Annotated in this window: 19 protein-coding genes; 10 read left to right on the top strand and 9 right to left on the bottom strand. The window is 68.5% G+C overall.

Annotated elements, in window-relative coordinates; genetic code table 11:
* Positions 1-51: 51 nt before the first annotated feature.
* From SGCZBJ_RS07150 to SGCZBJ_RS07130, 5 genes are all read left to right on the top strand, one after another.
* Complete coding sequence (locus SGCZBJ_RS07150; RefSeq protein WP_101717336.1) at positions 52-807, top strand: SDR family oxidoreductase; 756 nt, start codon at positions 52-54, stop codon at positions 805-807.
* 264 nt (positions 808-1,071) lie between these two features.
* Positions 1,072-1,785, top strand: a complete 714-nt coding sequence (locus SGCZBJ_RS07145) for a DUF2786 domain-containing protein (RefSeq protein ID WP_101717365.1) — start codon at positions 1,072-1,074, stop codon at positions 1,783-1,785.
* 127 nt (positions 1,786-1,912) lie between these two features.
* Entirely contained in the window at positions 1,913-2,437 is a 525-nt protein-coding gene (locus tag SGCZBJ_RS07140; RefSeq protein ID WP_101717335.1) for a flavin reductase family protein, read from the top strand.
* An 89-nt stretch (positions 2,438-2,526) separates the two neighbouring features.
* The gene (locus tag SGCZBJ_RS07135; protein ID WP_101717334.1) at positions 2,527-4,023 is read left to right on the top strand and encodes a CoA-acylating methylmalonate-semialdehyde dehydrogenase; all 1,497 of its coding nucleotides are present in this window, start codon (positions 2,527-2,529) and stop codon (positions 4,021-4,023) included.
* Between the two features lie 16 nt (positions 4,024-4,039).
* Positions 4,040-5,002 (top strand): M15 family metallopeptidase, encoded by a 963-nt coding sequence (locus tag SGCZBJ_RS07130; protein WP_101717333.1) that lies wholly within the window; start codon positions 4,040-4,042, stop codon positions 5,000-5,002.
* A 6-nt stretch (positions 5,003-5,008) separates the two neighbouring features.
* Here the strand turns inward: SGCZBJ_RS07130 and SGCZBJ_RS07125 are convergent, their stop codons facing one another.
* The 5 genes from SGCZBJ_RS07125 to SGCZBJ_RS07105 form a co-directional block, all read right to left on the bottom strand.
* On the bottom strand, positions 5,009-5,434 hold the full coding sequence (locus SGCZBJ_RS07125) for a hypothetical protein (RefSeq protein WP_101717332.1): 426 nt from the start codon (positions 5,432-5,434) through the stop codon (positions 5,009-5,011).
* 17 nt (positions 5,435-5,451) lie between these two features.
* The gene (locus tag SGCZBJ_RS07120; protein WP_101717331.1) at positions 5,452-6,174 is read right to left on the bottom strand and encodes an endonuclease III domain-containing protein; all 723 of its coding nucleotides are present in this window, start codon (positions 6,172-6,174) and stop codon (positions 5,452-5,454) included.
* A 63-nt stretch (positions 6,175-6,237) separates the two neighbouring features.
* Positions 6,238-6,804, bottom strand: a complete 567-nt coding sequence (locus tag SGCZBJ_RS07115; protein ID WP_101717330.1) for an NUDIX hydrolase — start codon at positions 6,802-6,804, stop codon at positions 6,238-6,240.
* On the bottom strand, positions 6,801-7,802 hold the full coding sequence (locus tag SGCZBJ_RS07110) for an inorganic phosphate transporter (protein WP_101717329.1): 1,002 nt from the start codon (positions 7,800-7,802) through the stop codon (positions 6,801-6,803). The genes SGCZBJ_RS07115 and SGCZBJ_RS07110 overlap by 4 nt, the downstream gene beginning before the upstream one ends.
* Positions 7,803-7,814: 12 nt before the next feature.
* Positions 7,815-8,459: a DUF47 domain-containing protein gene (locus tag SGCZBJ_RS07105; RefSeq protein ID WP_101717328.1), complete on the bottom strand. Its 645-nt coding sequence runs from the start codon at positions 8,457-8,459 to the stop codon at positions 7,815-7,817.
* Between the two features lie 222 nt (positions 8,460-8,681).
* Between SGCZBJ_RS07105 and SGCZBJ_RS07100 the strand changes: the two genes are divergently transcribed.
* The 4 genes from SGCZBJ_RS07100 to SGCZBJ_RS07085 all read left to right on the top strand — a co-directional run bounded on the left by SGCZBJ_RS07100 (position 8,682) and on the right by SGCZBJ_RS07085 (position 14,230).
* Positions 8,682-9,146 (top strand): (2Fe-2S)-binding protein, encoded by a 465-nt coding sequence (locus SGCZBJ_RS07100; RefSeq protein ID WP_101717327.1) that lies wholly within the window; start codon positions 8,682-8,684, stop codon positions 9,144-9,146.
* Between the two features lie 5 nt (positions 9,147-9,151).
* Complete coding sequence (locus tag SGCZBJ_RS07095; protein ID WP_101717326.1) at positions 9,152-11,317, top strand: xanthine dehydrogenase family protein molybdopterin-binding subunit; 2,166 nt, start codon at positions 9,152-9,154, stop codon at positions 11,315-11,317.
* Between the two features lie 119 nt (positions 11,318-11,436).
* On the top strand, positions 11,437-12,675 hold the full coding sequence (locus tag SGCZBJ_RS07090) for an FAD-dependent oxidoreductase (protein WP_101717325.1): 1,239 nt from the start codon (positions 11,437-11,439) through the stop codon (positions 12,673-12,675).
* 307 nt (positions 12,676-12,982) lie between these two features.
* Positions 12,983-14,230, top strand: coding sequence for a sugar MFS transporter (locus SGCZBJ_RS07085; RefSeq protein ID WP_240621442.1), 1,248 nt, complete (start codon positions 12,983-12,985; stop codon positions 14,228-14,230).
* A 6-nt stretch (positions 14,231-14,236) separates the two neighbouring features.
* Here the strand turns inward: SGCZBJ_RS07085 and SGCZBJ_RS07080 are convergent, their stop codons facing one another.
* Positions 14,237-15,223 (bottom strand): pectinesterase family protein, encoded by a 987-nt coding sequence (locus SGCZBJ_RS07080; protein ID WP_101717323.1) that lies wholly within the window; start codon positions 15,221-15,223, stop codon positions 14,237-14,239.
* Positions 15,224-15,349: 126 nt separating this feature from the next.
* Complete coding sequence (locus SGCZBJ_RS07075; protein WP_101713103.1) at positions 15,350-15,607, bottom strand: GlsB/YeaQ/YmgE family stress response membrane protein; 258 nt, start codon at positions 15,605-15,607, stop codon at positions 15,350-15,352.
* A gap of 534 nt (positions 15,608-16,141) precedes the next feature.
* Between SGCZBJ_RS07075 and SGCZBJ_RS07070 the strand changes: the two genes are divergently transcribed.
* Complete coding sequence (locus SGCZBJ_RS07070; protein WP_101717322.1) at positions 16,142-17,500, top strand: dicarboxylate/amino acid:cation symporter; 1,359 nt, start codon at positions 16,142-16,144, stop codon at positions 17,498-17,500.
* Here the strand turns inward: SGCZBJ_RS07070 and SGCZBJ_RS07065 are convergent.
* Both SGCZBJ_RS07065 and SGCZBJ_RS07060 read right to left on the bottom strand, forming a co-directional pair.
* Positions 17,487-18,419, bottom strand: coding sequence for an AraC family transcriptional regulator (locus tag SGCZBJ_RS07065; RefSeq protein WP_101717321.1), 933 nt, complete (start codon positions 18,417-18,419; stop codon positions 17,487-17,489). The genes SGCZBJ_RS07070 and SGCZBJ_RS07065 overlap by 14 nt on opposite strands.
* A 98-nt stretch (positions 18,420-18,517) precedes the next feature.
* Positions 18,518-19,027 carry a TIGR02281 family clan AA aspartic protease gene (locus tag SGCZBJ_RS07060; protein ID WP_101717320.1) on the bottom strand — a complete coding sequence of 170 codons (510 nt, stop codon included), beginning with the start codon at positions 19,025-19,027 and terminating at the stop codon, positions 18,518-18,520.
* Between the last annotated feature and the right edge of the window lie 63 nt (positions 19,028-19,090).

The raw sequence follows: 19,090 nt of genomic DNA, 5'->3' as shown, positions 1-19,090 counted from the left end.
ATCTCTTTGTCCACGGCGAACGGTTCGCCGCACAAGCCAAGGAGACTTCAGATGAGCGGCAAGTTCGACAACAAGGTGGTGGTGGTCACCGGCGGCACCAGCGGCATCGGCCTGGCCACCGCCCGCGCGTTCGCGGCCGAAGGGGCCAATGTGTTCATCACCGGCCGCCGCCAGGCCGAACTCGACGCGGCGGTCAAGTCGATCGGCGGCAAGACGGTGGGCGTCCAGGCCGACATGTCGAAGCTGGCCGATATCGACCGCCTCTATGACGCCGTGCAGCAGCGCCACGCCCAGATCGACGCCCTGTTCGCCAACGCCGGCGGCGGCGACATGCTGCCCCTGGGCGCGATCACCGAGGAGCACTACGAAGACATTTTCGGCCGCAACGTGAAGGGCGTGATCTTCACGGTGCAGAAGGCGCTGCCGCTGCTGCGCGACGGGGCCAGCGTGATCCTGTCGGGCTCGACCACGGCCACCACTGGTACGGCCGCCTTCAGCGTCTACAGCGCCTCGAAGGCCGCAGTGCGCAACCTGGCCCGCAGTTGGACCCTCGACCTCAAGGACCGCGGCATCCGCGTCAACGTGGTCAGCCCCGGCCCGATCAAGACGCCTGGCCTGATCGAACTTGCCGGCTCGGATCCCGCGCAGCAGCAAGGCCTGCTCGACTACATGGCCAGCCAGACCCCGATCGGCCGCGTCGGCGCGCCGGAGGAGATCGCCAAGGCCGTGCTCTTCCTGGCCTCGGACGACTCCGCCTTCATGGCCGGTTCCGACTTCGCCATCGACGGCGGCGTAGCTCAGGTCTAGCCGGAGAGGCCTTCCGCTCATTCGCATGCTTCGGATGAGCGGAAGCCGGCCTCGCACGTGCGGCAACCGCTGGTGACGTTCGGTTTGGATGCTGCGCAGCCGGGGGTGCTGGTGGAGGGGCTCAAGGGCGCGTATCCGGCGCCTGATATAGGGGGGGCTCGATCTCGGGCCCTTCGATATGCTGGGATCAGCCTTAGGCTTCGCCTAGAAAGCGGGGCAGGCGAACTTGGCGGGTTGGCGCTGAGACACTTTCGGGGCGCAGCCGTGAACGAACATCTGGCAGACCTTGAAAAGCTCAGGGCGCGCATCGCAGGGCTCCGAGCCAAGACCACGGACAATGGCTGCACGGAAGCCGAAGCCATGTCGGCCGCCGCGAAGGTCGCCGAACTGCTCGATCGCTACGACCTTTCCCTCACCGACGTTGAACTCCGCGATACGCTGTGTGAGCGGCGCGAATACGAGACGCAACACAATAAGCGGATACCGCTGGGCGATTGCATCGTCGCCATCGCCAGTTTTTGTGATTGCCGAGTTTGGCGCGAGAAGGGCCCGACCGGAGAGCCTCGGTACGTATTCTTTGGGCTCCCTTCGGATATTGAAGTCGCGCACTACCTGACCGAACTGATCGACGGCGCTGTTCGGTTCGAGCTTGGCCGCTACAAGACCTCTGCCGACTATCAGCGATTTCGGCACAAGGATCGACATATGGCCAACGCCTCGTTCACTCTGGGCATGGTCGCGTCTATCGCAGACAAGCTGACAGCGATGAAGGCCGGGCGCGACCGGGTGAACAGCGAAGCTGGGCGTGATCTCGTCGTTCTCAAGTCGGCTGTCGTTGATGCGGAACTCGACAAGCTCGATCTGAAACTGAGGGTCGTGCTCCGGCCAGCCCGCATGGTGGCGCCGGAGGCATATGGGGCCGGCGGCGTCGCGGGCGCGTCTCTAGCCATCGATCTCGGCGACCCGAAGACCGCGTAGCGCCTTGTCGTCAATGATCACTAAGTAAGCAAAAACTTCATTACGGCTCCCGTCCTCGCTCCTCCAGCCCCGTCGCGCGCCATCCCGCCTTGCCCGTGGCCCGGCTTTGTCGCACTGCTAGGGGAAGATGAGTCAGGCTGTCACGATCGAACTGGGGGAGGGCGGCGCGCACGACGCCCGCGCCCTGCGCAACGCTTTCGGGTGCTTCACCACGGGGGTCACCGTCGTCACGACGTTGGGGCAGGACGGCCGCCGCGTCGGCCTGACCGCCAACTCCTTCACCTCGGTGTCGCTGGACCCGCCGCTGGCCCTAGTCTGCGTCGACCTGAAGTCGTCCAGCCTGCCGGCCCTGGACGCCGCGGGCCGCTTCGCCGTCAACGTGCTGCACGCCGACCACCAGGCCCTGGCCCGGCAGTTCGTGCAGAAGGACACCGATCGTTTCGCCGGCGTCGAGACCGAGACCTGGCGCACGGGCGTGCCGATCCTGCCCGGCTGCATGGCCAATTTCGAATGCGAGACCCACCACGTCTTCGACGCCGGCGACCACCGGGTCTATGTCGGGCGGGTGGTCAAGCTGCGCTACGACCCTGACCACGAGCCGCTGGTCTACCTGCAAGGCCGGTTCCGCCGGGTGCATGTGGATGCGGAGTAGGTGGCTGAAAGGCCGGGGATAGATTTTCCACGATACGCGCCGTTTCTCGGATGTTAATGACGCCGAAAAACAGCGTTAGGGAGCGCATCATGCGAGACATCGCCCATTTCGTGAACGGCCAAGCCTTCAACGGCGCCTCGGGGCGCTTCTGCGACGTCTTCAATCCCAACACCGGCGAGGTGCAGGCCCGCGTCCAGTTCGCCACCGACGGCGAGATCGACGCCGCCGTCCAGGCCGCCGCCAAGGCCCAGGTCGGCTGGGAGGCGACCAACCCGCAGCGCCGCGCCCGGGTGATGTTCGAGTTCAAGCGCCTGATCGAGCGCGACATGAACAGCCTGGCCGAGATCCTGTCGTCCGAGCACGGCAAGGTCATCGCAGACAGCAAGGGCGACATTCAACGCGGCCTGGAAGTCATTGAATTCGCCTGCGGAATTCCGCACATCCTGAAGGGCGAATATACCGAGGGCGCAGGGCCCGGCATCGACGTCTATTCGATGCGCCAGCCCCTGGGCCTCTGCGCGGGCATCACCCCGTTCAACTTCCCGGCCATGATCCCGATGTGGATGTTCGGCATCTCCATCGCCGTCGGCAACAGCTTCATCCTCAAGCCGTCGGAGAAGGATCCGACGGTTCCCGTGAAGCTGGCCGAGCTGATGATGGAGGCCGGCGCGCCCGAGGGCGTGCTCAACGTGATCCACGGCGACAAGAGCGCCGTCGACGCCATCCTGACCCACCCGCTGATCCGCGCCGTCAGCTTCGTCGGCAGCTCCGACATCGCCCATTACGTCTACCAGACCGGCACGGCGCACGGGAAACGCGTCCAGGCCATGGGCGGGGCCAAGAACCACGGCCTCGTCCTGCCCGACGCCGACCTCGACCAGGTGGTCAAGGACCTGTCGGGCGCGGCTTTCGGGTCCGCGGGCGAGCGCTGCATGGCCCTGCCGGTCGTGGTGCCGGTCGGCAAGAAGACCGCCGACGAGCTGCGCGAACGCCTGGTGGCCGAGATCGACACCCTGAAGGTCGGCATCTCCACCGATACGGCCGCCCACTACGGCCCCGTGGTCAGCGCCCAGCACCGCGCCAAGATCGCCGATTACATCCAGATCGGCGTCGACGAGGGCGCCGAGCTGGTGGTCGATGGCCGCGACTTTCACCTGCAAGGCTTCGAGAAGGGCTTCTTCATCGGCCCGTCGCTGTTCGACGGCGTCAAGAAGGGGATGAAGACCTACCAGGAAGAGATCTTCGGCCCGGTCCTCCAGATGGTGCGCGCCGAGAGCTTCGAGGAGGCTATCGCCCTGCCGTCCGAGCACCAGTACGGCAACGGCGTGGCGATCTTTACCCGCAACGGCCGCGCCGCCCGCGAGTTCGCGGCCCGCGTCAATGTCGGCATGGTCGGCATCAACGTGCCGATCCCGGTGCCTGTGGCCTACCACACCTTCGGCGGCTGGAAGCGCAGCGCGTTCGGCGACACCAACCAGCACGGCGTCGAGGGCGTGAAGTTCTACACCAAGGTCAAGACGGTCACGGCCCGCTGGCCGGAAGGCGATGTCGAGGACAGCGCCTTCGTCATCCCGACCATGAAATAGGCGAGGGGCGGCGACGATGCGGCAGACCCGTCGAACCGTCGCCGCCAGTATGCTGGCCTTGAGCCTGGCGCCCGGCGCGGCCCTGGCGACCGCCGATCTGGCCCTCGTCGCCCAGTACGGCGCGCCCGAGGCTCCGGTCACGGTCTTCGAGACCGACGACGGCGGACTGGCCGTCTTCGTCCATGGCGGGCCGGTTCGCCGGCTATCTGCGCAGGGGAGCGGTCGCTACGCCGTCGAGGGCGGCGGCGACTTGCTGGTCACGGCGCGGGGCGTCCGGCTGGCTGGCGCCGTCCTGCCGCGCCGCGACTTCGGGGCTGAGGTGCAGGCCGGCATCCGCCGCGCCGTCCGGGCCGATCCCAAGACCCTGCGCGAGCGCGCCCTGGCCGCGACGCCGCCGAGCGAGACAGGCGACTTCCTGCCGTCGGACCTTGTCGACCTGGCCACGATCGATCAGGCGATCACCTTCGACATCCGCTACGCCGGCCGAGACAACTTCATGGGGCTGAAGCTCTACGAGCGCCCGGCCGCCTGGCTGCAACGGCCAGCCGCGCAGGCCCTGGGGCGCGCCGCCAAGACGCTGGCCGCCCAGGGCTACGGCCTGACCATTCACGACGCCTATCGTCCCTGGTTCGTCACCTGGATGTTCTGGGAGGCGACCCCGCCGGCCAGCCGTGTGTTCGTCGCCGATCCGGCCAAGGGCTCGCGCCACAACCGGGGCTGCGCGGTCGACCTGACGCTGCACGATCTTGCGACCGGCGCGGTCGTCTACATGCCCAGCCGCTACGACGAGATGTCGACCCGCTCCTATGCCGACTTCGCCGGCGGCACGGCCAGGCAGCGCGCCCTGCGGAGCATGCTGCGCGAGGCCATGGTCGCCCAGGGTTTCGAGGTCTATCCCGAAGAGTGGTGGCACTTCGACTATGGCGACTGGCGACGCTATCCGATCGGCACGAAGACCTTCACGCAGCTGGCGGGGTAGGCCGCCTCAGTCCAGCCACTCGAAGCTGACGACCGCCCAGCCGTAGGAGCGGACCCGCCATCCGCCGGCCTCGCGCGCCTGCACGAAGGTCCAGCCGCCCAGCTCGGTGAAGCGCCGGCCGTCGCGCACGCCGGTCCAGCGGGTGGGCAGGGTGAAGTGCACGGTCTGCCCGGTCAGGCCGAAGTCCTGCGGCGTCCCGAATTCATGCTTCAGCTCGCCGATCGCGCCGACGTGCGTCGTCATGATCGCCCGCCATTGCGCCAGCCCTTCCTGGCCCAGGAACACGTGCGGCGCGAAGTTCTCAAGGATCGTCACGTCGCCGCCGGAGAACACGCCGTTCAACAGGGATGCGTCCGCCGTCTCCAGGAACCGCGCCAGGGCGACCGGAGCGGCCATCATGGCGGTGTCGGGCGTGGCGATGGGCTCGGTCATGGATCGTGCTTATAGCCTCAGCCGCGCGGTCGCCAGGCCAGCACCGTCGCGCCCTCCACGCCGACGCGGTGGCATTGGGCCTTCAGCGGACAGGCCCCGCATTGCGGTGCGTCGTGGGTGCAGACCAGCTGTCCCAGGCCGTGCTTCATCAGGCAGTGCAGCTCGAAGAGGTCGTCCGCCGTCCAGGCGTCGGGCGCCAGGGCCATCAGGGCGTGATGGCTGTGGGTCGGGTCGCCCGGCCCCACCAGGCCCAGCCGCTGGGCGGTGCGGTGGACATGGCTGTCGACCACCAGGTCGCGCATGGCCAGGGTGCTGAAGTTGAGAACGCTGGCGGCGACCTTCTGGCCGACGCCGGGCAGGGCGCGCAGCTCGTGCCGGGCCTGCTCGACGGTGAGGGTGCGCAGGTGGCTCAGCGACAGCCAGCCGATGCGGTCCTGGATCATGCGCAGGGCGATCGGCAGGCGGCGGGCCTTGTCCTCAGCATGGGTGACGGTCGAGATCAGCGGCAGCACCCGTTCTGCGCTCGCCGCGGCCAGATCCTCCCAGGCTCGGAACTCCGCCTGCAATCGCAGGAACGCCGCCCACGACACCGCGTCGAGCGTGCGGTGGCTGATCGACGACTTCACCAGCTGCGAAACCGGGTCCATCCGCGCCTTGGGGCGTTGCGGGCCGAAGGCGGCGAGCAGGGCGTCGCGCGCATCTTCCAGCGGCGATCGGGCCAGGCGAAGGGACAGCTGCATGCGCTCGCCTCTCGTGAACATAATGAGAACATTACGTTCCGGCGGCACGATTGTCGAGAGGGCTCAGCCGCGACGGCGGGCGCGGCCCCAAAGCACCGTCACGCGGCGACGAAGGCGTTGCAGCGCGATCCGCACGGGAGTCGGGGCGGGCGCGGGTTCCGGCCTTTCCTCCTCAGGCAGGCCGACGCCGGCGAAACGGGAGATCAGGTCGCGCAGCTGCGGCTCCTGCACCGCGAGCGCGGCCTCGACCGGCGTCATCCACTTGAGCGTCCGCTGGCCCTTCTCGGGCCAGGTCGCATGCTCGCCGGTGACCTTCATCGGAAAGACGTCGACCTTGACCAGGCGGCCCGCGCCGCTCTTCAGGCGCTTGAGGTACTCGTATTCGCCGAAGGGGGTCTCGACGATCACGCCGTCGAGACCGGCTTCCTCATAGGCTTCCTGGGCGGCGGCCTGGTGGTCGAGCCGGTCCTTCATCGGCCAGCCCTTGGGGATCACCCAGCGACGGGTCTCGCGCGAGGAGACGAGCAGGACCTCCAGCGCGTCGCCTTCGCCACGCCAGGGCAGGGCGGCGACCTGGCGACGCTTGCCGCCCTTGGCCCCGCCGGTCTGCTTGACCGTCCCGTCCGTCACTGCATCCAGAACCCGAGATAGTAGAACACCGCCGCGGTCAGCGCCGCCGCCGGGAGGGTGATCACCCAGGCGACGACGATGTTCTTGGCCACGCCCCAGCGCACCGCCGAGACCCGACGCGAAGCCCCGACGCCGACAATAGCGCCAGTGATCGTGTGAGTCGTCGATACCGGAACGCCGATATGCGTCGCCAGGAACAAGGTGATCGCGCCGCCGGTTTCCGCGCAGAAGCCCTGCATCGGGGTCAGGCGGGTGATCTTGCTGCCCATGGTGTGCACGATCCGCCAGCCGCCGAACAGGGTCCCCAAGCCCATGGCCGTCTGGCAGGCGATCACCACCCAGAACGGGATGTGGCCCGGTTCGTTGGTTGCGCCGTGGGCGAACAGCAGAGCGGCGATGATGCCCATGGTCTTCTGGGCGTCGTTGCCGCCGTGGCCCAGGCTGTACATCGCCGCCGAGACGAACTGCAGCTTACGGAACACCTTGTCCGCCCAGAACGGCGAGCTCTTCAGGAATGTCCACGAGACCACCAGCACCAGCAAGAGCGCCAGCACGAAGCCGACCGTCGGCGACACCACGATGCCGGCCGCGGTCTTGCCCAGGCCCGCCCACTGGATGGCGCCGAGGCCGCCGACCTTGGCGACGGCCGCGCCGACCAGGCCGCCGATCAGGGCGTGCGAGCTGGACGACGGGATGCCCAGCCACCAGGTCAGGAGGTTCCAGCTGATCGCGCCCATCAGGGCCGCGAAGATCAGCCGGTCGCTGATGATGTGCGGATCAACGATCCCAGAGCCGACCATCTTGGCCACGTGCAGCCCGAAGAACAGGAAGGCGATGAAGTTGAAGAAGGCCGCCCAGATCACCGCCCACTTTGCCGAAAGCACGCGGGTGGAGACGATGGTGGCGATCGAGTTGGCCGCGTCGTGCAGCCCGTTCAGGAAGTCGAACGCCAGGGCGACGACCACCAGGAACACCAGGATGAGGAGCGTGGGATCCACGGCGCGGGCCCTTTAGACCTGCTCGACCACGATGCCGCTGATGCGGTTGGCCACATCCTCGAAGCGGTCGACGACCTTTTCCAGGTGACTGTAGATGTCGATGCCCACGATGAAGGCCATCGGGTCCTTGTCGCGGTGGGCCAGGAACAGCTCCTTGCGGCCGATGTCGTACATCTGGTCGGCCTGTTCCTCGATCTGGGTGATCTTCACGGCCAGATCGGAAAGGCGCTGGGCGTTGTTGCGCATCTTGGGCAGCAGCGACACGGCCTCGGCCGTCAGGTCGGCGGCCTGGACGATGATCTGGGCCATCGCCTTCATCTGCGGCTCGAAGGTCGTGACCTCGAACAGGCTGACCACCTTGGCGGTCTTGCGCATCTGGTCGATGGCGTCGTCCAGCGACGTCGTCAGGTCCTGGATGTCGCTACGGTCGAAGGGCGTGATGAAGCTGCGGCGCACGGCCTGCATCACCTGGCGGGTGACCTCGTCGGCCTCTTCCTCGTGCTGGTTCACCCGCGCGGTGGCCGCCTCGATGCTGTCGGCGCCGCTCATCAGGTCGCTGAGCGCCTTGGAGCCGGCCACCAGCGTCGCGGCGTGCTGGGAGAAAAGGTCGAAGAACCGGTCTTCCTTGGGCATGATCGCCCGGAACAAACCCAGCATGTCGCTTCATCCTCTGTTCGAAGCGGCGGAACGAAAAACGCGGACGTCCGTATCGGGAGCATCCGCGCATTGGGCGGACCGGAACCACGGAAGCGGCGGGCGTTCAAGCCCTGCGTGAAACTTTTGTGACAAATCGCTGCTCGGACCACGGCTGCGACGCATGGCGCTCGGCAGGTTGCGAAGGTTGCGGCAAGATGACGCTCCACCTTCGGAGTCGCGCGCATGGCCTACACCCTGACGGTCAACGGATCGCCCCACACAGTCGACACCGAGCCCAGCACGCCCTTGCTGTGGGTTTTGCGCGACCTGCTCGAACTGGTCGGGACCAAGTACGGCTGCGGCGTGGCCCAATGCGGCGCCTGCACGGTGCATCTCGACGGCGTACCGGTGCGGGCCTGCGTGACGCCGGTCTCACGGGTCGGCGCCAGGGCGGTGACCACCATCGAGGGGATCGCCGCCAATCCGGTCGGCGCCCGCGTGCAGGAAGCCTGGAAGAGCCTCGACGTGCCCCAGTGCGGCTACTGCCAGGCCGGCCAGATCATGTCGGCCACGGCCCTGCTGGCCGCCACGCCCAAGCCGACCGACGCACAGATCGACGAAGCGATGGACGGCAACCTCTGCCGCTGCGCGACCTATCCGCGGATCCGCAAGGCCATCAAGTCGGCCTCGGGCCAGGCGGAGGCTTGAGCGCCATGAACGCCCCCATCCTCTCGCGCCGCCTGTTCCTGGCCGCGTCCACCGCCGCTGGCGGCGGCCTGATGCTGGCCTTCGACCTCGAGGGCGAAGCCCGCGCCGCCGGTCCGGCGACGCTGAGCGCCTATCTGAAGGTCTCGCCCGGCGGCAAGGCGACCATCGCCTCGAAAATCCCGGAGGTGGGGCAGGGCATGCGCACGGCCCTGCCGATGATCATCGCCGAGGAACTTGATGTCGCCTGGGAAGACGTCGTCGTCGAGCAGGCCCTGGCCGACACCAAGGTCTATGGCCGACAGGTCGCCGGCGGTTCGATGGCCACCACGCTGGAGTGGGACGGCATGCGTCGCGTCGGCGCCGCCGGCCGCTGGATGCTGATCCAGGCCGCCGCGGCGAAGCTCAACGTGCCGGCCGCCGAACTGACCACCGAGCCCGGCCAGGTGGTTCACGCCGCCAGCGGCCGCAAGCTGGCCTATGGCGAACTGGCCCAGGCCGCCGCCGCCATCGCCCCGCCCGATCCCAAGACCCTGGCGCTGAAGGATCCCAAGGCCTTCCGCATCATCGGCAAGAGCCACGTCCAGACCGACACCGACGCTATTCTCACCGGCAAGCCGCTGTTCGGGATCGACGTGCGCCTGCCGGGAATGGTCTACGCCACCTTCCTGAAGGCCCCGACCTACGCCGCCAAGGTCGCCTCGGCCGATCTGGCCGCCGCCAAGGCGGTCAAGGGCGTGCGAGACGCCTTCGTGGTCGAGGGCGGGACGGCGCTGGACGGCCTGTTGCCCGGGGTCGCCGTGGTCGCCGAGAGCTGGTGGGCCGCGCGTCGCGGTCGCAACGCGCTGGACGTCGCCTGGGCCGAGCACCCGACCAGCGCCCAGAGCACCGCTTCGCTGGCCGCCAAGGCCGCAGAGTTCGCCAAGGCCGGTCCCCAGCGCGTGGCCCGCGCCGACGGCGACGTCGCCGCCGCGCTGAAGGGCGCGGCCAAGGTCGTCAGCGCGGCCTACGACTATCCCTTCATCGCCCACGCGCCGCTGGAGCCGCAGAACTGCACGGCGCGGGTCAAGGACGGCAAGGTCGAGATCTGGGCCCCGACCCAGAACCCCGAGCCTGGCCGCGCCCTGGTCGCCAAGACCCTGAACGTGCCGCCCGAGAGCGTCACCATCCACCTGGTCCGCTGCGGCGGCGGGTTCGGCCGGCGGCTGATCAACGACTACATGGTCGAGGCCGCCTTCATCGCCAGCAAGGTCGACGCCCCGGTTCAGCTGATCTGGACCCGCGAGGACGACATCCAGCACGACTTCTACCGGCCCGGCGGCTGGCACAACTTCACCGCCGGCCTCGACGCCAAGGGCGATCTCGTCGCCTGGCGCGACCACTTCGTCAGCTTCGGCGAGGGCGAGACCTTCGTGCGCTCGGGCGGCATGAACTCCACCCAGTTCCCGGCCGGCGCCGTGGCCAACTACCAGCACGAGGTCTCGGTGATGCCGCTGGGCATTCCGACCGGACCACTGCGGGCGCCCGGCAACAACGCCTTCGGCTTCGTCATCCAGAGCTTTACCGACGAGGTGGCCCTGGCCGCCAAGACCGACCCCGTCGAGTTCCGCCGCAAGCTGCTAGGCGAGCCGCGCCTGATCGGGCCGGAAGGCCAGAACGACAGCTTCCACACCGGCCGCATGCGCGGCGTGCTCGACCTCGTGGCCGAGAAGTCCGGCTGGGGCCGCAAGCTGGCCAAGGGCAGGGGGCTGGGCGTGGCCTGCCACTTCAGCCATCTCGGCTATGTCGCCGTGGTGATGGAGGTTTCGGTCGCCAAGGGCGAGGTCAAGGTCGAGAAGGTGTGGGTCGCCGCCGACGTCGGCCGCCAGATCATCAACCCCACCGGCGCCGACCACCAGGTGCAGGGTTCGATCCTCGACGCCATCGGCAGCACGCTGCGCCAGAAGATCACCTTCGAGAACGGTGCAGCGGTGGAGAGCAATTTCGGCGACTTCCCGCTTCTGCGGATGAGCGAGACCCCGCCGATCGAGGTGCACTACCTGCTCAGCGACAACCGCCCTACGGGCCTGGGCGAGCCGGTTTTGCCGCCCGCCCCGGCGGCGCTGTGCAACGCCATCTTCGCGGCGACGGGCAAGCGCATCCGCAGCCTGCCGGTCGGCGACCAACTGGCCTGAACCAGGGCCCCGCGACATAGCGTCCCAAGGCCCCGCTTTGGCCTTGGGAGCGCCAATTCTGAACCACGTTCTTAACCTTGTCGGCCGATCCTCGGAGCCTGAATTCGGGGAATGGGAACATGGGCGAACACGTCGAGACGCTGGTGATCGGGGCCGGGCCCGCCGGGCTGTCGGCGGCTCACGCGCTGGCGTGCGCCGGCCGGACCGTGACGGTGCTCGAGGCCCAGGCTTACGTCGGCGGCGCGGCCCGCACGCTTTCGTTCGAAGGCTTCCGCCTCGACGTTTCGGGGCGTCGCCTGTCCTCGGCCGATCCGGCCATCCGCGCCTTCTGGACGGCGTTGCTGCCTGACGAGTTGGAGATCGCCCCCGGCGCGATGCGCCTGGAAGGCGAGGGGCGCGCGCGCCGCGGCCAGCCGGGCGCCGCCCTGGGCGCCATGATCAGCGCCAAGCTGCGTCCCATCGCCAATTCCAAGACCCTGGGCGAATGGCTGACCCGGCGGTTTGGTCGTCGCGTCGCCCGTCGCCTCAGCGCCTATGCCGAAAAGCTCTGGGCCCTGCGTCCGGAGGAAACCCCGGCCCGGCCGGCCTGCCCGAGCTTCCGGTCGGAAGCCGGCGTGCGGCCTCGGCAGGGAACGGGCCGGCTGTGGAAGGCCTGCGCCGAGGCAGTCGTCCAGGCCGGCGGCGAAATCCGCCTGGAGCGCAAGGTCAGCAGCCTGCGGCGCGACTGGGCCACCGGGGTCTGGACCGTGTCGACCCAAGCGCCCGACGGCGGCGAGGAGGTCTTCACCGCCGACCAGGTGATCTCGACCATGCCCCTGCGCGAGTTGATGGGCGCCCTTACCCCGACGCCGATCAGCCTCTTCCACGCCTGCGAGCTGATGTATCGCGACCAGGTGACCGTGGCCTTCACCGCCGCGCCCGGCCGCCGCCGCGCGCCGGCCCTGGCCGAGATCCACGCCGCCTCGATCAAGGCCGCCCGCGCCCGGGCGCTGGAAGGCGAGGCCCTGGCTCTCGACTATTACTGCTTCGAGGGCGACGCCCTTTGGACCGCCGACGACGAGACCCTGATCGCCCAGGCCTCGGCCGAAGCCCGCCGCCTTGGCCTGATCGCCGCCGGCTCGGTCCGCGACGCCCAGGTCGTGCGCCAGCGCAAGGTCCACCCGATCCACGACGAAGCCTGCGACGAGCACCTGAAGATGATCGGCCTGGACCTGCGCCTGCACTTCGCCGGCCTGCACCTGGCCGGTCGCGCCGGCGCCCACGGCGACAGCGCCGAGGACCAGTCCATCCGCACCGGCCTCTCCGCGGCCGCCTCGGTCCTGGGTCGCGTCGTCGTCCCGAGCCGGATCGCGGCCTGACCCCCAAGATCCTCACCCTCTGGGGAGGTGGCCCGGAGGGGGGGGCGTTCTCAGCTGCCGCTATGCCCAACGCCCCCACTCATCGCTGCCGCGATCGCCTCCCCACAGGAGGAGGTTCCAGAGTCCCCCTGATACCGGTCCCAACAATAGACTCTCCCGCTTCAAGGTTGACAACGTTGTCACGTTCGGGGTGACTACGCCGTCCCGCGAAGACGGACAGGGGAGAGAAACAGAGATGGCAGGCATGGGCGGCGCGGCCCCGGTAAACGGCGGCGCGAGTGGAAAAGGGCAGGCGCTGCTGCCCTTCGTGATTCTTCTTTTCTTCGCCTGGGGCTTCTCGACCTGCCTGGTCGACCTCGTGGCGCCGGCGCTGAAGTCGCTGTTCTCGCTCACCAACTTCGAAGCGGGCCTGACCCAGTTCGCTTTCTTCATCGGCTATGCCGTGGTCTCCCTCCCGGCCAGCTTCCTGCTGTCCAAGCTCGGCTACCTGCGCACCGTCGTCGTCGGCCTGCTGATCATGATGGTCGGTTGCCTGATGTTCGCCCCGGCCGCCAACGCCGGCGTCTATGAAGGCTTCCTGGCCGCGCTGTTCGTGCTGGCCTCGGGCATCACCATCCTGCAGGTGGCCGCCAATCCGCTGGTCGCCATCCTGGGCAAGAGCGAGACCGCCTCGGCCCGCCTGACCTTCGCCCAGTTCCTGAACTCGTTCGGCACCTTCCTGGCGCCGTTCGTCGGTTCGGCCCTGATCCTCAGCCACATCGAGAAGGCCCCGGATCCGGCCACCCTGACCGCCGTCCAACTGGCGGCCGTGCGCCACACCCAGGCCCAGGCCGTCCAGACGCCCTACCTGATCATCGCCGGCGTGCTGCTGGCCCTGGCCGTCCTCTTCTGGATGCTGCGCAAGAACACCGCCGCCCCGCAGGCCGAGAAGGCCGTCGGCGTGGGCGAGATGCTGGGCATGCTGAAGTATCCGCGCCTGGCCTTCGCCGTGCTGTGCATCTTCGTCTATGTCGGCGCCGAGGTGGCGATCGGCACCTACATGACCTCGTACCTGACCCAGTCGAACACCCTGGGTCTCAGCCTGGCCAACGCCGGCAAGATGGTCGCCTTTTACTGGGGCGGCGCCATGGTCGGGCGCCTGGTGGGCTCGTTCGTCCTGGCCAAGGTCTCGCCCGGCAAGGTGCTGAGCGTCGCCTCGCTGGCGGCCATCGTGCTGATCCTGGTCTCGGCCTTCAGCGTCGGTCCGCAGGCCGGCTACGCCCTGATCGCGATCGGCTTCTTCAACTCGATCATGTTCCCGACCATCTTCACCCTCGGCATCGAGGGGATGGGCCACCGCACGCCGCAGGCCTCGGGCCTGCTGTGCATGGCCATCGTCGGCGGCGCCCTGATCCCGCCGGCCACCGGCTTCCTAGGCGACCATTTCGGCCTGGGCCTGGCCTTCCTGCTGCCGGCGGCCTGCTACCTGGTCATCGCCGCCTTTGGCTGGTCGGCCCGCAAGCCGGCGCCGGCGCTGTTCGTCCAGGACGAACTGACGACGGCTCCAGCTGAATAGCCGGCTCTAGAACCGGCCGGGCGTCCATCCGTCCGGCCCCGACAGAAAGCGGCGGGGCGCCCAGCGCTCCGCCGTTTTCGCGTCCAGGGCGTGGGCGCTGGGCTCGCGCGCGGCCGGATTGGCCCCGCGCCCTGTCGAGGCGTATTCGGCGTAGTAGGCGGTCTTGAAGGTGTCGGTCTTGCCCGGCGTCCATTCGCGCCAGCCCTTGGGCTGGAGATCGGCGTCGATCCTGGTGCGCAGGAAGACCACGGTGGCGTAGGGCCGCCAGGCCCGCCCGAACCACAGCTCGCCCACCTTCGGGTCGGCGGTGATCGTGCAGCGGTCGAAGACGTAGCCGCTGTCCTGGTCGTGCGCGTTCTTGCTCTGGGCGGTGATCATCACCGTGGCGTTGGCGACGCCATGGATGGTGCAGCGGTCGAAGACGGCCTTGCTGTCGCCGAAGATGAAGTCGACGTGGCCTTCGATGTAGCAGTCGCGGAAATACTGCCGGCTGGGCGGCCTGCCCTTGCGGCTGGCGGCGTAGAGCGTGTCCTGCGCGCCCAGCAGGCGCACCTTGTAGAGCTGGGCACGGTCGCCCATCAACGCCAGGGCCACGGCTTGCGAAGGCTTGTCGCTGTGGAGGTGATAGTCGTTCTGGATGGTCAGGTTGCGGGCCAGGAAATCGTCGCCCGACACCGTTACCGAGGAGGATTTGAGCGTGCCGCCCACCGTGGCCGAGGCGTCGCCATAGACCAGCACCACGTCCTGCGGCCGCTTGCCCTTGCCCACCAGGCGCACGCCGTTGCGAGGCACGGAGAGCTTTTCGCGATAGGTGCCGGGCGCGATGGCGATCTCGCCGCCGGTGTCGGGCAGGGCGTCGATGGCGGCCTGGAGGGTGCGGTGATCGGCCTTGCCGCCCAAAGCCACCGTCAAGCGCAGCGGCGCGGCGCCGATCAGGGCGGTCAGGGCGGTGGCGGCCAGGGCCAGTCGCCCGACCAGACTGTAGTGAGCCATGCGTAGTCCTCCCGACGTGTTTTCGCCAGGAGTATGACACCGGTGGACATTTCGCTAGTCGCCGCAAAAGAAAACGCCTCCGGCCTGGGGCCGAAGGCGTCGTTCCTGTTTGGGATCAGCGCGTCGCTACAATGCGCGACGGCCGGCCAGCAGGTGATAGATGGCCAGCACGATCACCGCGCCGACCGTAGCCACCAGCAGGCTGTAGAGGTTGAAGCCCGATACGCCCGAGGCGCCGAACTGGTTGAACACGAAACCGCCGACCAGGGCGCCGACGATGCCGAGCACCAGATCGACGAGCAGGCTGCCGCCGCTGCGGCTGACGAGCTTGCTGGCGATGAAACCGGCCACGAGACCCAGAACGATCCAGGCGAGAATGGACATGAGCGCCTCCTGAACATTTCCTGGCGCGCCTTAGCGCGTCCGATGCAGAAGAAAGGCGCTTCCCAAGACTTCGTTCCGACACGATCGCGTGTATCGGCGGCGAATAGCAGCCGGCGTCGCTTGGAACTGCTCAGCGCTTGCCGACGCGCTCCTGGATCACCGCCAGCAGCTTTTCCACCGGGCCGCGACCGAGCAGGATGAACAGGCCGGACCCGATGATCGCGCCGAACAGGAAGGAGAGACTCATGGCGGCTCCGGAAAGTCGTGATGGGGCAGGGGGGGGCGAGGCCACCCTAGGGAGCCCCCGGCGCGTTTACCATGTGACACGCCGCCGCCCCTAATTCCGACCGGAGTAGTGGAGCTTTCAGTTTGGCTGGCGCCGGATCGCACAAAAACTGGTTCGACCGCCGCGCTCATATGCGCGAGCAGGAAATTCCAGTTTCGAAGCTTGGTGGTGCGTGTCGTCGCCGGGCTTTGCGTGCTTCTTGAGTTGAACGGCGACTGATCACCGCCGAATGTGAGCAGGAACGACCCATGGCCCAGGCGACAGCTCCTTCCAGCCGCTTCATCAGCGGCTTCGGCGTGCAGGTCCTCGTCGGCATGGTCGCCGGCCTGGCCCTCGGCCTGCTGGCTCGGCGCCTGGGCGTCGGGGAGGGGCAGGCGGGTCATGCCCTGGCCGAGACCCTGCACCAGGTCGGGTCGATCTTCATCCAGCTGCTGCGCGTGCTGGTGCCGCCGCTGGTCTTCACCGCCATCGTCGCCAGCATCGCCAACCTGCGCGAACTTCAGAACGCCGCGCGCCTGGTCTGGAAGACGCTGCTGTGGTTCGCGATCACCGCCCTGATCGCGGTGGCCATCGGCATCACCCTGGGCGTCACCTTGCAGCCGGGCGCCCACGCCGCCCTGGACGCCGCCGCGGCCGCCGCTCCGCGCACCAACGGCTCGTGGCTCGACTTCCTGACCAGCCTGGTGCCGTCAAACATTCTGGGCCTGAACGCCTCGACCAAGGTCGGCGAGGCCGGCGCCAGCACCTCGCTGTCGTTCAACGTGCTGCAGATCCTGGTCATCGCCCTGGCGGCCGGCATCGCCGCCCTGCGCGTCGGCCCGGCCGGCGAGGGCTTCCTGGCCTTCAACGCCTCGGCCCTGGCGGTCGTGCGCAAGGTGCTGAGCTGGGTCATCCGCCTGACGCCGATCGGCACCGTGGGCCTGCTGGGCAACGCCGTGGCCCAGTATGGCTGGACCACCCTGGGCCAGCTCGGCGCCTTCACCGGCGCGATCTATCTGGGCCTGGCTCTGGTGCTGTTCGTCGTCTACCCGATCCTGCTGGCCGCCCACGGCCTCAATCCGCTGAAGTTCTTCGCCAGCGCCTGGCCGGCCATCCAGCTGGCCTTCGTGTCGCGCTCGTCGATCGGCACCCTGCCGGTGACCGAGACCGTGACGGAAGGCGGGCTGGGCGTTCCGCGCGCCTATGCCGCCTTCGCCGTGCCGCTGGGCGCGACGACGAAAATGGACGGCTGCGCCGCCATCTATCCGGCCCTGTCGGCGATCTTCATCGCCCAGTTCTATCACCTGCCGCTGGAGCTGACCGACTACGCCCTGATCGTCGCCGTCTCGGTGCTGGGCTCGGCCGCCACCGCCGGCCTGACGGGGGCGACGGTCATGCTGACCTTGACCCTGTCGACCCTTGGCCTGCCGCTGGAAGGCGCGGGCCTGCTGCTGGCCATCGATCCGATCCTCGACATGGGCCGCACGGCGGTGAACGTCGCCGGCCAGGCCCTGGTGCCGACCCTGGTGGCCAAGCAGGAAGGCATCCTGGACCAGACCGCCTACGACGCCGCCGCCGGCGTAGCGCCGGCCGTTTCTCAAGAAGGGGGCGCGGTCACGCAGTCCTGACGAGTTCGGGCCGAGTGCGCAGCCGCGTGGCGTCGCGCAGCGGCGGCGCCCCGAACAGGCGGCTGTATTCGCGGCTGAACTGCGAGGGGCTGTCGTAGCCGACATTGTGGCCGGCCGTTGCGGCGTCCAGCCCCTGGGCCAGGATCAGTCGCCGCGCCTCCTGCAGGCGCAGCTGCTTCTGGTACTGCAGCGGGCTCATCGCCGTGATCGCCTTGAAATGCTGGTGCAGCGCCGACGGGCTCATCCGGGCCTCGGCGGCCAGGATCTCCATGCGGAATGGGCGCTGGTAGTTGGTCTTCAGCCAGTGGATGGCGCGCGAGACCTGGCCCAGGCGGCTTTCGCAGGCGGCGATCTCTCGCAGGCGCGGGCCCTGGTCGGTGCGCAGCAGCCGATAGAGGATCTCGCGCTGGATCAGCGGCGCCAGGACCGGAATGTCGCCCGGCGTCTCAAGCAGCCGCACCAGCCGCACGACGGCGTCGAACAGTTCGGGCGTGGTCGCGCTGAGGGCCAGGCTGGGGGCAGGCGCGTTGCGCACGGGGCCTGGGTCGATCTCGAGGATCAGCTCGTTCAGTCGGCGCGGATCGATGTCGAGGCGCACGCATAGGTAAGGCGCGTCGGCGCTGGCCTCGATCACCTGGCCGACGACGGGCACGTCCACCGACACGACGAGAAAGCGGGCGTGGTCGTAGACATAGACCTCTTCGCCCAGCATCACCTGTTTGCGGCCCTGGGCGATGATGCAGACGGCGGCCTCGTGCACGCCGTGCACCGGCGGGCTGGGCTGCGACATGCGGGCCAGCCACATGCCGCCGATCGCGGTCGGGTGAACGCCGTCGGTCGAGACGGATCGTTCAATCGCCTCGGCCAGAGCCGGATGGCGAGGGCAGCCAGCCTGGGCCGGCGCTGAAGTGATGAGCATGACCCTAGGTTAGCGCAAAACCGCGCTGGCGCCCATGCGGGCGGAAGTGCTCTTGCAGGATCGTGCAAGAATTCCGGGCGATCATGCGCCCGTCGACGTCAGGGGTGCAGGATCAGCGACCGCGGCGTGGCCTCGAAGCGCGACAGCCGGCCCAGATAGCTCATGCCTAGCAGCGAGGTTTCCAGGCCGCTCTCGATCACCAGGGCGTCGACATTGGCGACCTTGGCGCCGGCGATCGCCACGCTGCCCAGCTTCACCGAGGCCGCGCGGGTGCGGCCGTCGGCGGTGACGACATCGTATTCGTAGTTCAGCTTGGTCACGTCGATGCCCAGGCGCTGGGCGTCGGCCTTGCTGAGCGAGACCGCGGTGGCGCCGGTGTCGACGAGGAAGCGGACGGCGCGGCCGTCGACCTTGGCCTCGGCCCAGAAATGGCCGTCGGGGCCCTTGGTCAGTTGCGCGGATCCGGCGTCGCCCAGCGTCGCGGCGGCCGCGGTGGCGGGCATGGTCTGGGGCGATTGGCGGAACGTGCTGTCCAGCGAGGTCACGGCCTTTGCCGCGCCCACCGCCGACAGCGCACCGACAATCGCGATCGCCGTGAACTTGAACATCGAAGACACCCCGCCTTGCAGGCTTTTCGGTCGTTTCTACGACCCTTGTCCGGGACATTAGCC

The sequence above is a fragment of the Caulobacter zeae genome, from assembly GCF_002858925.1.
GTDB classification, from domain to species: Bacteria; Pseudomonadota; Alphaproteobacteria; order Caulobacterales; family Caulobacteraceae; genus Caulobacter; species Caulobacter zeae.
Note: the sequence above shows the minus strand (reverse complement) of the source record. Positions and strands in the feature narration are given on the sequence as shown.